Annotated in this window: 12 protein-coding genes; 5 read left to right on the top strand and 7 right to left on the bottom strand. The window is 68.2% G+C overall.

What is annotated here, in order from left to right; all coding sequences use genetic code 11:
- On the top strand, positions 1–984 hold the full coding sequence (gene hemB / locus EV643_RS32315) for a porphobilinogen synthase (RefSeq protein ID WP_133803977.1): 984 nt from the start codon (positions 1–3) through the stop codon (positions 982–984).
- A 370-nt stretch (positions 985–1354) separates the two neighbouring features.
- Here the strand turns inward: hemB and EV643_RS32310 are convergent, their stop codons facing one another.
- Positions 1355–2581: an MFS transporter gene (locus EV643_RS32310; protein WP_238165942.1), complete on the bottom strand. Its 1227-nt coding sequence runs from the start codon at positions 2579–2581 to the stop codon at positions 1355–1357.
- 86 nt (positions 2582–2667) lie between these two features.
- On the opposite strand from EV643_RS32310, the gene EV643_RS44380 reads away from it, so the two are divergent.
- Positions 2668–2835: a hypothetical protein gene (locus EV643_RS44380; protein WP_166665655.1), complete on the top strand. Its 168-nt coding sequence runs from the start codon at positions 2668–2670 to the stop codon at positions 2833–2835.
- On the top strand, positions 2832–3647 hold the full coding sequence (locus tag EV643_RS32305; protein ID WP_133803975.1) for a hypothetical protein: 816 nt from the start codon (positions 2832–2834) through the stop codon (positions 3645–3647). Before EV643_RS44380 ends, EV643_RS32305 begins: the two co-directional genes overlap by 4 nt.
- A 2-nt stretch (positions 3648–3649) precedes the next feature.
- On the opposite strand, the gene EV643_RS32300 is transcribed toward EV643_RS32305, so the two are convergent.
- From EV643_RS32300 to EV643_RS32275, 6 genes are read right to left on the bottom strand one after another with little or no spacing between them, the layout of a single operon-like run.
- A complete protein-coding gene (locus EV643_RS32300; protein WP_133803974.1) occupies positions 3650–4192 on the bottom strand; it encodes a dihydrofolate reductase family protein in 543 nt (180 codons plus the stop codon).
- Between the two features lie 50 nt (positions 4193–4242).
- Positions 4243–5067 carry a carbohydrate ABC transporter permease gene (locus EV643_RS32295; protein WP_133803973.1) on the bottom strand — a complete coding sequence of 275 codons (825 nt, stop codon included), beginning with the start codon at positions 5065–5067 and terminating at the stop codon, positions 4243–4245.
- Positions 5057–5998 carry a carbohydrate ABC transporter permease gene (locus tag EV643_RS32290; protein ID WP_133803972.1) on the bottom strand — a complete coding sequence of 314 codons (942 nt, stop codon included), beginning with the start codon at positions 5996–5998 and terminating at the stop codon, positions 5057–5059. The genes EV643_RS32295 and EV643_RS32290 overlap by 11 nt, the downstream gene beginning before the upstream one ends.
- Positions 5995–7248: an ABC transporter substrate-binding protein gene (locus EV643_RS32285; protein ID WP_133803971.1), complete on the bottom strand. Its 1254-nt coding sequence runs from the start codon at positions 7246–7248 to the stop codon at positions 5995–5997. Before EV643_RS32285 ends, EV643_RS32290 begins: the two co-directional genes overlap by 4 nt.
- Positions 7249–7276: 28 nt before the next feature.
- Positions 7277–8851 carry an FAD-dependent oxidoreductase gene (locus EV643_RS32280; protein ID WP_133803970.1) on the bottom strand — a complete coding sequence of 525 codons (1575 nt, stop codon included), beginning with the start codon at positions 8849–8851 and terminating at the stop codon, positions 7277–7279.
- Entirely contained in the window at positions 8852–9883 is a 1032-nt protein-coding gene (locus tag EV643_RS32275; RefSeq protein ID WP_133803969.1) for a LacI family DNA-binding transcriptional regulator, read from the bottom strand.
- A gap of 193 nt (positions 9884–10076) precedes the next feature.
- On the opposite strand from EV643_RS32275, the gene EV643_RS32270 reads away from it, so the two are divergent.
- Positions 10077–11063: a glycosyl hydrolase family 28-related protein gene (locus EV643_RS32270; protein ID WP_202869858.1), complete on the top strand. Its 987-nt coding sequence runs from the start codon at positions 10077–10079 to the stop codon at positions 11061–11063.
- Between the two features lie 18 nt (positions 11064–11081).
- Positions 11082–12941 (top strand): hypothetical protein, encoded by a 1860-nt coding sequence (locus EV643_RS32265; RefSeq protein ID WP_133803968.1) that lies wholly within the window; start codon positions 11082–11084, stop codon positions 12939–12941.
- The last annotated feature ends 1 nt before the right edge of the window (position 12942 follow it).

Raw genomic sequence — 12942 nt, 5'->3', positions numbered from 1 at the left:
ATGGCCGGTTTCCCGGAGGTCAGGCCACGGCGGCTTCGGTCGTCCGCGGCGATGCGCAGGCTGGTCGCCGAGACCACGCTCGAACCGCGGCAGCTGATCCTGCCGATGTTCATCCGGGAAGGCGCCCGCGAGCCGATCGCGATCAGCTCGATGCCGGGGGTCTACCAGCACACCCGCGACACCGCGCGCAAGGCCGTCGCCGAAGCCGTCCAGCTCGGCCTCGGCGGGGTGATGCTGTTCGGCGTCCCCTCGTCGAAGGACGAGATCGGCTCGGGTGCAGTCGACCCGGACGGCATCCTCAACGTCGCCATCCGGGACGCGGTCAGCGAAGCCGGTGACGACCTGCTGGTGATGTCGGACCTGTGCCTCGACGAGTTCACCTCCCACGGCCACTGCGGCGTACTCGACTCCTCCGGCCGGGTGGACAACGACGCGACGCTTTCGATTTACGCGGAGATGGGCGTTGCCCAGGCCTCCGCGGGTGCACACGTGGTCGGCCCGTCCGGGATGATGGACGGCCAGGTCGGCGCGATCCGGACAGCTCTGGACGCGGCCGGATTCCTGGACACGGTCATCCTGGCGTACGCGGTCAAGTACGCGTCGGCCTTCTACGGCCCCTTCCGCGAAGCCGTCGACTCGTCCTTGAAGGGCGACCGCAAGACATACCAACAGGACGGTGCGAACGCCCGCGAGGCGATCCGCGAGGTCGACCTCGATCTTGCCGAAGGCGCCGACATCGTCATGGTGAAGCCCGCCCTGGCGTACCTCGACATCATCCGTCAGGTCCGCGACCACGTGAACGTCCCCGTCGCGGCGTACAACATCTCCGGCGAATACGCGATGGTGGAAGCCGCGGCCGCCAACGGCTGGATCGACCGCGAACGAGCCATCTTGGAAACCCTCACCTCAATCCGCCGAGCCGGCGCCGACACCATCCTCACCTACTGGGCCCCCGACGCCGCCCACCTCCTCACCCACCGCTGACGCCGCGTTCAGCGCCCATTGGCCGTGGCCCAGCGTGTCTGCCGGGAATCAGAACTGGGGAGTGTTTCTTCGCCGCGACCGGGGTGTTTTTTGGCTCAGAGCGGCCAAACCCACCCCGGAGTTGCTGAGCACGCCGGAACGCCGGTACGCCGGGGCATGCGTGAACACCAACCGGGGACCTCGAACAGGAACTGTTGGTGTCTGCGGTCCCCAGTACATGTTCAAGGTCCCGACTGCGGGCTTAGCGGCGTCCCATTTCGTGGGTGAGTGGAGCATCCGAGAGAGGCCGACCTTGAACACCATATGGGGGCCTTGGACAAGGTATTTCCTGTCCGCGGTACCCGTTTCCTGTCCGAGGTTGCCGCTGTGGTCAGGGGGCCAAGTCGTGGGGGTCGGTGGGGTGGGCGTTGTAGTTGCGGAAGGGTTTGGAGGCGGCGGTTAGGGCGAGGGTGCCGGCGACGCAGAGGGTGCCGCCTAGGAGTAGGGCGGGGAGGGGACCTAGGAGGCCGGCGGTGGTGCCGGCTCGGAGGTTGCCCAGGTTGGGGCCGCCCAGGCCGATGATGAAGTCGAGGGAGTTGAGGCGGCCTCGGAGGTCGTCGGGGGTGTTGGCCTGCAGGATGGTGGCGCGGAAGACCGTGGTGATGATGTCGGCGGCGCCTGCGGTTGCCAGGAGGAGTACGGCGAGCCAGAGGTGGTCGGTGAGGGCGACCGAGCCGATGGTGGCGCCCCAGATCGCGACGGCGATGAGCATTGCGCGGCCTTGGTGGCGGAGGTGGCCGAGTGGGCCGGAGAGGGTCGCGGCGATGATGCCGCCGGCACCGATCGCGGCGTACAGGTAGCCGACGGTCTGTGGTCCGCCGCCGAAATGGGTGTCGGCCAGGGCGGGGAACAGTGCGGTCGGCATGGCGAGGACCGTGGCGTTCAGGTCGATCAGGAAGATCATGCCGATCAGCGGATGCCGTACGGCGTACCGGACGCCCTCGACGACGGACCGTACGCCGAACGCGGAGCCGCCTCCCTCGGGCTTCATCGGCGGCAGCCGGCGGACGCTCATCAACACTGCGATGAACGTGATCGCGTCGACGGCGTACGCGGCTTCGAGGCCGACCGAGGCGATCAGTACGCCGGCCAGCAGGGGCGCGGCGATGATCGTGACCTGGAAGGACAACTGGCTCAGAGCCGCTGCCGCGGGCAACAACTTGATCGGCAGGACGCGGGGAATGAAGGTCCGCCGGGCAGGGGTGTCGATCGCGCCCAGGGCGGCGGCCACGGCGGCCAGGACATAGAGCAGCCAGAGTTGGCGGAGATCGAGGAGGGCCTGGACCGCGAACAGGAACGCGACGAGCATCAGGCCGGTGCTGGTGAGGAGTACGAGCCGGCGGCGGTCGACGGCGTCCGCGATCGAGCCGCCGAACAGGCCGAGCAGCAGGGTGGGGATCAGGCTCGCCAGGCTGAGGAAACCGACCGCGACCGAGGAACCGGTCAGGTCGTAGGCCTGGATCGCGACCGCGACCCCGGTCATCATGCTGCCGATCGACGACAACGCCTGCCCGGCCCACAACCAGCGGAACTCCACCGACTCCCGCAGCGGAGTCACATCCGCGAACAACCTCCGGGGCCTGGGCACAAGGATCGATTCTCGCCCCGTCTGGCCGCCGATGGCCAATCAATTAGGGTGGGGGCGTGACAGATCAGCCGATCGAGCAGGTGCCGGAGGCCCAGGGACCGGATCAGGATTTGCGGGCCGCGCGCAACCATGTGCGCGAAGCAGGCGACATCCTCAGGCGGGCGCTGGCGGCCGACGACGAACAAACCGCTGGTGGTACCCAGGCGAACGAGTCCGAGCGATGAGCGTCACTCCGGAGCAGGCGCAGCGGGCCGAAAACCTGACCGAGGACGCCATCACCGCGCTGACCAAGGCACGCACGGCGATCATGAGCGCCGCGGAGGGCACTGTCGGCGTCGACAAGCAGCTCGAACGGCGCGAGGACGAGATCGCCTACCTGTCGACGAAAGCCGACGACATCCGTGAGTCGGCGAACGCGGAGGAGATGGGTCCGCACTTCCGGAACGCCATCATCGAGGCCGATACCCTCCGCGCGGATCTGCAGAAGGTCAGTGGCGCGATCGAGGAACTCGTCGACGAGCTGCACAAGGGCCGGACCGCGGTCAGGGTGGGCAGCACGGCACTGGACGAGCTCGGCAAGATGCCCGAGCTCTCCGCGGACCACCAGGCGGAGGCCGGTCGGTTGCGGAAGACTCTCACCGGTTTCGGCGAGGCGATGCAGCAGGCCGGCGAGAGTCTGACGATGGCCCAGGATCGAGTCGAAGCCGCCAGGGGCAAACTCAAGACCCTTCAGGACGCCTCGCTCGACACCGAGGACAAGGGCCAGGCGGCCGACACGGTGAAGGATGCGCACACCGGCGTGAACGCCGACGCGACAGCCGTTCGCGAAAACCTGCAGGAGCTCGGCCGGGGGTTCGACGAGTCCGAGCCGGAGGTGGACAAGGCGATCAAGGAAAGTATCGAGCTGGCCAACGCGGTCAGGGCGGGGCTGAATCCGGAGCGCCCGGGCGACCGGACCTTGCCGCCTGGCTCAACAGATCAAGGTGCCCAAACCCGCGGCAGCGGTCCGGGCCAGACAGTGCATCTCGACCTCTGAGCTCAGGTTCCTGGGCGGCGGATGGTGTAGTCGGACTGGACGCAGCCGGCGTTCAGGGTGCGGGTGGCGTTGTGGGTGAGCGGGATGTCCCGGGTGTCGCCGCCGAGGTCGCCGAACAGCCGGATGCCGCCGCCGAGCAGGACCGGGACGGTGGTGATGGTGAGCTCGTTCAGCAGCCCCTCGCGCAGGAAGGTCTGGATCACCTGGCCGCCGTCGGCGTAGACCCGTTTGGCGCCGCGGTCGGTGAGCGTCTCGACCAGGCCGTCGATGGTGCGGTGCACGATGATCCGCTCGTCCACGTCGGGCGCGAGCGTGCCGCTGAGCACCTCCACCTGTTTGCCCTCGTACGGCCAGAAGCCGAAGGTGAGGACCTGCTCGTACGTCGCGCGGCCGATCACCACGGTGTCGATCGTGCCCATGAACTCGTCGTAGCCGGTCTCGCCGGCCTGTTTGCCGCGCTCGGTCAGCCAGTCGATCGACCCGTCCGCGCGGGCGATGAATCCGTCCAGGCTGACCGCAATGAAAACCGCCGCGTGAAAGCTCACTCTGCTCCCCGTCTCTGCATGGGAGTCCATTTTTCCACGCGGCCCAACAGCTAGCCCTTCAGGCCGGCTTGGGCTAGGCCTTCGACGAACTGGCGTTGGGCCAGGACGAAGACGATCAGGACGGGTAGGGCCGACATGGTTGCCGCCGCGAGCTGGACGTTCCAGAGGGCGCCGCCGTAGGCGTCGACGTACTGGGTGAGGGCCTGGGGGATGGTGAATTTCTCCTTGCTGGACAGGAACACGATGGGCTCGAGGAACAGGTTCCAGCTGTGCAGGAAGGTGAAGATCGCGACGGCCCCGATCGCCGGTTTGGCCAGCGGTAGGGAGACCTGCCAGAACAGGCCGAACCGGCCGAGGCCGTCGACCCGGCCGGCCTCCTCGAGTTCGCGTGGCAGGGTGATGAAGAACTGCCGCATGATGAACGTGGCCAGCACGCTAGGAGCGCCGAGGATCGGGATCAGGATCAGCGGCCAGTGCGTGTTCACCAGGCCGAGGCCGTCGAACATCCGGTAGAGCGGGATGATCGTCACCTCGTTCGGCACCAGCAGTCCGGCCAGCACGATCACGAAGACCACGCCGGAGCCGCGGAACGGCACCCGGGCGAACGCGTATCCGGCGAGCGACGAGACGACCAGTGTCCCGGCTGTCACCACGATCGCGATGTAGAGGCTGTTCACGTACTGCTGCGCGAACGGCTGCAACTCGAACACCTGCCGGTACGCGTCCAGCGTCGCATCCCGCGGCCACAGGGCCGGCGGGAACGCGAAGATCTCGTTCACCGGCTTGAGCGAGGTCGTCGCCATCCACCAGGTCGGGAAGACGAAAGGCACGCAGCACACCAGCAGTACGGCGTACACGGTCAACTTAAGCTTCATGGAACACCCACCTCTTCCGCATCCGCCACTGCAGGACGGTCAGCGCGAGCACGATGACGAAGAGCAGCAGCGAGATCGTCGCGCCATACCCGAAGTGATGGAACTGGAACGCCTGCTGGTACAGGTAGTAGACGAGCACGGTCGTCGACGTACCCGGACCGCCCTGGGTCAGGACGGCGATCTGCGCGAAGACCTGCAGCGAGCCCACGATCGTGAGGATCGAGGTGAGCAGGATCGTCGGGCTGATCAACGGCACCGTCACCCGCCGGAAGCGAGCCCACGCCGACGCGCCGTCGATCCGGGCCGCCTCGTAGAGCTCGGCCGGCACGCCTTGCAGGGCAGCGAGGAAGAGCACCATGTTGAGGCCGACGTTCTTGAACAGCTGCACCACGATCACCGAGATCATCGCGGTGGTGTCGCCACGCAACCAGTTCGGCCCGTCGATCCCCACCAGGTCGAGGAATCCGTTGATCCCGCCGTTGTCCTGGAGCAGGAAGCCCCAGACGATCGTCCACGCGACCAGCGTGACCACGACCGGCGAGAAGAACAGTGTCCGGAAGACCACCGTGCCACGCAGCTTCTGGTTCAGCAGCACCGCGAGGAACAACGCCAGGCTGAGGTTCAGCACCACAAGGCCGGCGGAGAACAGCCCGGTCGCCCGTAGCGCGGGACCGAGCCGTGGATCGTCCAGCAGGGCCTGGTAGTTCTCGCCGCCGACGTAGTCGAAGGTGCCGGCCAGCACGTTCCACTCGTGCAGGCTGTACCAGACCACCAGCCCGAGCGGAACGATGACGAAGGCAACGATCCCGGCCAGCTGCGGCGCGACCATCAGCCAGCCGGCCAGCTGGTCGCGCCGCCGCATGGTCCAGTACGGCGCCCGCTCGGGCGGGCGCCGCAGGACCGATGCCGGCTTCTCGGCGAGCAAGGTCATTTGCTAAGCAGCGGGTTGATCTTGGCGCAGACACCGGACAGCACGGCCTTCACATCGGCATCCGGCTTCCAGAGCGGATCCAGCGCGGCGCGGACGGTCTGCTGCAGTTCGGCGTAGCCGGTGTGGCTGGTCTTGATGTCACCACGCTCGATCCCGTCGATCACCACACTCTGCAGCTGGGCGGGCTTCAGCAGCGGGTTCGCCTTGGCCAGGGTCTCCGTGGTCAGCTGCGACTTGCGCGGCGGCGGGAAGAACTGCGCCAGCTTCGCCGAGTTCTCCTGGTTGGTGAAGTAGGCCAGGAACTGCTTGGCCGCGTCGACGTGCTCACCCCTCTTCAGCACACCGATCCCGGCCTGCCCGACGACGGAGTACTCGCCGGCCTGCCCCTTCGGCAGCGGAACCAGGTCCCACTTGAACTTCGCCTTCTCCAGCAGGGCCGCGCGGCTGATCTGGGTCAGCACCATCGCGGCGTCACCGGCGTAGAAGTCCTTCGTCACACCCGGCCCGGGCATCGCCTTGTCGGTGAAGACCAGCTTGTGGACGAACGTCATCGCGTCGACCATCTCGGGACTGTCGAACCCACAGCTCTTGCCGTCCTCGCTCCACGGCCGCGCGCCCCAGCCGGCCCAGATCGAGTTCAGCGTGTCCCAGCCCTTGAAGTCGAAGTCGCCGACCACGATGCCGCCCTTGCCGGTCTTCGCCTGTACCGCGGCGCCGGTGGCGGCGGCCTGCTCCCAGTTCCAGGTGCCGGCGGCGATCTGCTGGGCCGGGGTCGGTCGTCCGGCCGCCGTCACCAGGTCGGTGTTGACGAAGACACCCAGCGGTGAGGTGGAGAACGGGTAGGCGTACAGCTGTCCGTCCTGTTCCCAGTTGGCCGTTGCGCTGGGCAACAGATCGGCGTCCTTGTCGATCGGCGCCAGCGCACCCGAGGTGACGAAGTCCGGTGCGGTGCTCTCCAGGATCCAGGCCAGGTCCGGGACGTTGCCGCCGCCGATCTGGGTGGTCAGCGTGGTGGTGTAGTTGTCGATCGGGATCGCCTCGAAGGTGATCTTTCCGATCTCCGGGTGATCCTTCTTGTAGGCGGCGGCGATCTGGTCGAACAGCGCGGCGTGCTTGGCGTTCGCGCTCCAGATCGTCATCCTCAGGTCGATCGGACCGTCAGCGCCGGAGTTCTCGGAGCCGCCGCCACAGCCGGCCAGCGCGAGTAGGGCTGCGGCCACGCCGGCCGCGGTCAGCGTGCGGAGTTTCATCTCTCAGTCCTCCATCAGTAGCCGGTACTCAGTAGCCTGCGATGGCCGGCCAGCTCAGTTCGACGCCCTGGGCGACCAGTCGTGCCTGGAAGTCGCTGAGCAGAGCAGGGGTGTTGCGGACCGCGCGCGGGCTGACGCCCTGGTCCAGGCAGAACGCGGCGAGCAGCCCAGCGGCCTCGCCGACGTTCCACTCGACCGGGTGCAGTCGGTAGCAGCCGTTGGTGATGTGCGTGGTGCCGAGGTTCTTGTTCGCGGGCAGCAGGTTCTCCACCCGCCGCGGGATCAGCGCCCCGAGCGGGATCCGGAACGGGCTGCTCGCCACGTCGATGTAGTTGTCGCCGCCGGTGGACGGATGCAGGTCGATCCGGTACATGCCGACGCCCACGCTGTCGTCGTACCGGACCGCGCCCTGGTCGCCGCGGACCGCGACCGCGAGGTCCTGCTCGACGATCGTGTACTCCGCCTCGATCCGGCGGGACTCCCGGATGTACGGCGCCTGCGCCAACCCGTCGGCCGAGCCGAGCAGATCGCCCCGCAGCCGCAGTCCCGGGTAGCCGGCCTCGGTCTGCAGCCAGAACAGGACGGCCTGGGACAACTCCTTCGCGCCGGCCAGGTGGGCGGCCGCGTCCGGGACGTCGAACACCGGGCCCTCGAAGTAGTCGATCATCGGCCAGTTCACCAGGCAGATGTCGCTCTCGTACGCGCCCGGAAGGAAGTGCCGCCGGGCCGCGATCCGCCGGAACGTCCACAGGTTCGTGTCCCCACCGGTACGCCGCTGGTCCGCGACCACCGCGAGCGGATCGTCGTCGGGATTGGGCGTGAACGTCCGCCGCGAGATCTCCAGCGTGCGCGGATCCGGTGCGTTCCAGGACAGCAGCCGGTCGCCCCAGAAGGACGGCTGGTAGTTCCGCCAGAACGCGTAGTTCGCCGGCTTGTCACCGACCTGGTCGCCGTCGACGTGGTCGACCGCGAAGCAGAACGACACCGCCTGCATGTTCAGCGGTTGCGCCTCCGCCGGCGCACTGGGCTCCCCGGTCATCGCCTGCGATTCGAAGCCGGTCACGTACTCCGTGCCCGTCAGCGGCAGGAGCTCACCGGTCTCGGTCGCGTCGAGGATGTATGGCGCCGTCAACGTCACCTGGTCGGCCGTATCGCGGTGCTGCACGGTCACAGCGGTCACGCGGTCGCCATCGGTCTCGGCCGCGACGGGCTTGTACGGCTGGAGTACCTGCAACCGACGGCTCGCGCGGTACGGAGCGAGCATCGACTCCAGCACGGCCAGAGCGACCCGCGGTTCGTGACAGAGCTTGGACACGTACCCCGCGCCCGGATTGAGGCCAGCCGCGGCACGAGACGCCTCGGTCAGCGGGTAATGCCGCCGGTAGTAGTCGCGGATGCCTTCCCGCAGCGCGCGGTAGGACGCGGTGATCCCGAACTGCTCCACCCAGCTGTGCTCGTCGGGCGGCACCGCCTGGCTGGTCAGCTGACCGCCGATCCAGTCGAACTCCTCGGTCATCACCACCGATCGACCGGCTCGGAGGGCGGCGAGGGCGGCGGCGATCCCGCCGAGCCCGCCGCCGACGATCAGCACATCGGTCTGCATCTAGGACCCCTTCGGTGTTGTCAGCGTCGTGCCGTCGACCAGTTCGCACGGGATCAGCCGCTGCGATCCGGCTTCGGCCTGACCGCTCAGGATGGCTTCCAGCAACTCGGTCGCCTGCCGGCCCATCTCCCGGCGCGGGACGTGGAAGCCGCTGAAGTCGATGTCGGTATCGGCCGGCCTGGTCGGATCACCGAGCGCGATCACGGACAGCTCAGCCGGTACGTCGATCCCACCGGCCGCGGCCGCGTCCACCAGAGCGACCGCGTCGGCGCGATCCTCGACGAACGCGGCCGTGATCCGCTGGTCGAGCAGGGTGTCGAGCACGTCGGCCGGGTTGCGATCACCGGTCGGTTCGTGTCGTGCCCGCGGACCGGCGGCCTGGCGGAACCCGCGCAGCCGATCGGCCGAAGACTCGGCGCCGACGCCCGGACCGACGAACGCGATCCGGCGATGCCCGAGCGCCTTCGCCCGCTCCACCACCGTGGCGGTCGCCGCGGCGTAGTCGGCCCCGACGTACGGGACCGGGGCGCCGGCCTCGTCGCGGCGGCCGACCGAGACGAACGGGTACTCCTCGGCGATCAGCCGGCTCAGCTCCTCGGCCGGTATCCGACGACCGAGCAGCAGGCAGCCGTCGGCGATCCGGAGCCGGTTGTTCTGGTGGAAGATCTGCCGCCGGCCCTCGGTCACCGGAGCACTGGTGAACAGCAGCAGGTCCCAGCCGAGTTGTTCCGCGCAGTCCTCGATACCGGCCAGGAACGGGTGGTAGAAGTCGCCGCTGGCGCTCGGGAACACCGACTCGTAGGTGAACACCCCGAGGATCTGGTTGCGCTGCTGCTGCATCCGCCGGGCCAGCGGATCGGCCACGTAGCCGGTCTCCCGGATCACCTTCAGCACCCGGTCGCGGGTCGCGGCCGGGATCCGGGCCGAGGCCTCGACGCGATTGTTCAGCACCAGCGAGACGGTCGTCTGGCTGACCTTCGCCAACCGGGCGATATCGCGCTGGGTGAGCCTGGTGGTGACCCTGTCCGGCATCGTCACCCCTTCTGGATCGGTTGCGGTAATACGCATTGCCTGCGTCGTGGCCGGAACCGTAGCTCGGCGGTTCGAGGCTCGTCAAGAGCTGGTCGTCAGTGGTAATGCGGATTAGCAGCGCCAGGATCTTGACCGTCCGGTTTCGCGCCCACGAAACTCACGGCACCAGGGTCGGATCGGTGAGGAGATCTCGATGACCAGTTCCCACGGAATCAGCCGGCGGTTCGAGGTGCACGGCGACGGGGTGGGGGACGACACGGTCGCACTACAGGCGGCTGTTGACGAGGCGTCGCGGCGTGGGATCGCGAACAGGCTGGGCGACATCCTCGGCGGGGTGCGCGGGTTCCCGTTGGGCGACGGTGGCGGGGTCGTGCTCGTGCCGCCCGGGACGTACCGGTTGTCGGCGCCGATCGACGTGTACGACTCGGTCCGGATCATCGGCTTCGGCAAGCAGCGGCCGCGGTTCGTGCTGGCGGAGGACAGCCCGGGGTACGCCGCTGGGGTGCGGCGCGACCTGTTCTCGTTCCGGCGTCGACCCGTTGGTGGGCCGATCGCCTACGCCAACAATGACACGTTCGGCTCCGGGTTGATGAATCTCGACCTCATGATCGGGCCGGGCAACCCGGACGCGATCGCGGTCCGGTTCGGCGGTGCGCAGCGGGACACTGCGATTGGGTCGGCGGTCGAACTTGATCGGCCTGCATCCGCGGCAGACGTGGTTGCGGATCCCGGATGGCGCCTTCAACGATCCGGAGCATCCGCGCGCGTTGATCGAGACACCGCTCGGCGGCCGCAACATCGTGCACGGACTGGGACTCGACACCGCCCGCAACACCCCCGGTTCGGTCAACGTGAGGTGGTACTGCGACGGGTCGCGAACTGGCAGTTCCTCGGCCTGCAGACGGAGGACCACATCTACGGCTGGCGCTCGCAGGCCGTCGAGCTGGACCAGTGCCACGATCTGCTGTTCGCGAACTCGGTCTTCTTCCGCGTCGCCACCGTCCTCGGCCCCTACCCGTACGGCGTGGGCCTGCGCGACTCCCGGCGGATCACCTTCCGCGGCAATCGGGGCTATCGCGACAAGACGCCCGAGTTCACCCAATGGGGAGCCGCCGTCGCCGACGTACGAACCGGCCGAACGGTGCCCGACCCCGAGTTCACCCTCCTGAAGATCCGCTGACCCCCTTGGAGCCCGCCCATGTCTTTGAATCGCCGTTCCCTCTTGCTTGGTACGGCCGGTGCCAGTCTGTTGCCGGCGATGACGTTGCCGGCCCGTGCGGCGGCCGCCGGATTGCCGATGGTGCCCAATCTTCCCGCCGGTGCACCGGATCGGCGGTTGTTCGCACCGCTCGAGCAGCGGTTCGCGGGGTACCTGGTGATCCTCGCGCCGATGGCGAACGACATCGTCGACACCGACCCCGCGACGTACGGGTTCATGGCCGGCGGGTGGTGGCGGACGCCCGCGCAGCCGTTCAACGCGCGCGTCCAGGAGCACGTGTTCACGTTGAGCTGGTTCTACGCCAATCGGCGCGCCTGGAACCCGTACTACCGGGAGCCTGCCCTGCTGGGCCGGCTGGATGCGGCGCTGCAGCACTATCTGAAACTGCAGAACCCGGACGGCTCGTGGCCGGAGTACGCGCCGGCTGAACGCGGGAAGGCATCCAGCGGATTCGGTCTCGGGTATCTCGCCAAGACGCTCGCCAATCTCCGCCAGGCCGGCGCGCTCCCGCAGCGCCGGCGCGAGCTGGAAGTTGCCCTGCGCAAGGGTGTCGAGTGGTACCTCGACCCCGCGAACACCGTGGTCTGGGACGACCCGTTCCAGTACACGAACCAGGCCGTGGCCGGTGTCGCCGGCTCCGCGCTCACCCTGCGACTCCTCCCGGACCGGGTGCTCTGGGAACGCCTGCAGGAACGGATCCGGTACGTCGAACGCTGGTCGCAGAGCCCGGCCGGATTCTTCTACGACCCACGCGGGATGGACATCAACTACAACTTCGAGGTGATGCTCCCCGAGATGGCGGAGCTCTACCTGCACACGAAGAACCCCGCACTCGTGACGATGACCCGCAGGTTCACCGACTGGTTCGGCCACAACCTGCTCCGCGAACCCGACGGCTCCGGCTGGCTCACGTACTACGCGGTCTCCGACCGGACCTCCACCGCGTACTACGACGACGTGGTGCCCGACCCGGACCGAACGAACCTGGGCAGCATGTTCATCCCTGCCGTACCGGACCTCGGGGCGTTCTTCACCTCGCGCGAGGGCCGGGCGGCGACCCGGGCGGCGTGGGCAGCGGATCCGGCTCCGGTCCCACCACTGGCCAAGCAGGACACCTCGCCCCGCATCATCGCGCACGCGCCCTTCGGCGAAGCTCTGCCGACCGAGGCGGCGAAGCAGCGCGCGATCGCACGCGTCCCCTACCTGCGAAAGGACACCTTCACCGAGCTCCGCCGCGACAAAGTGGAGAACCAGGACTACCTGTACATCCGCCGGCCGGGGTTCTATCTGGGCGCCTTCTTCGGCAAGCGACCGGGCAGCATCGTCAAGGCCGGCACCGGGTTCCTCTGGCATCCCCGCGCTGGCACGGTGATCCACTCCCAGCAGACGACCACCGGCTGCTGGGGAACGGTCCACGCGGGCCGACCCGACTCGAACGGCGACCTGGTCGCCGAGTACCCGTCGAACGACCTCGTCCGCTACCGCACCACCGACTCGTCCGTCGTGACCGAGTTGGTGATCGGCAACTCGTCCGTCACCCGCCGCGTCACCGCGACCTCCGCAGCGACCGAACAGATCCCGCTCGTCCTCCACCCCGGCGACGAGGTCACCTTCGACGACGGCACCCGCGTGCCCTACAACGAGTCCCGTACCGCGACCGCGACCGGCCTCACCATCAGGCGCGGCCCGACCACCATCACGATCACCTGGTCCGCCGCACTCGCGGTCTCCCTCTCCACGTCCACCCGCACCTACCTCCGCGACCAACGCCGCCGAGTCCACGTCCTCCGCATCCCCCACCCCGGAGTCCTCGCAACCACCGTCCGGACGGAGGGCTGAG

This window comes from Kribbella caucasensis, from assembly GCF_004361855.1.
GTDB lineage: Bacteria > Actinomycetota > Actinomycetes > Propionibacteriales > Kribbellaceae > Kribbella > Kribbella caucasensis.
This window is presented reverse-complemented; position numbering and strand designations above follow the sequence as displayed.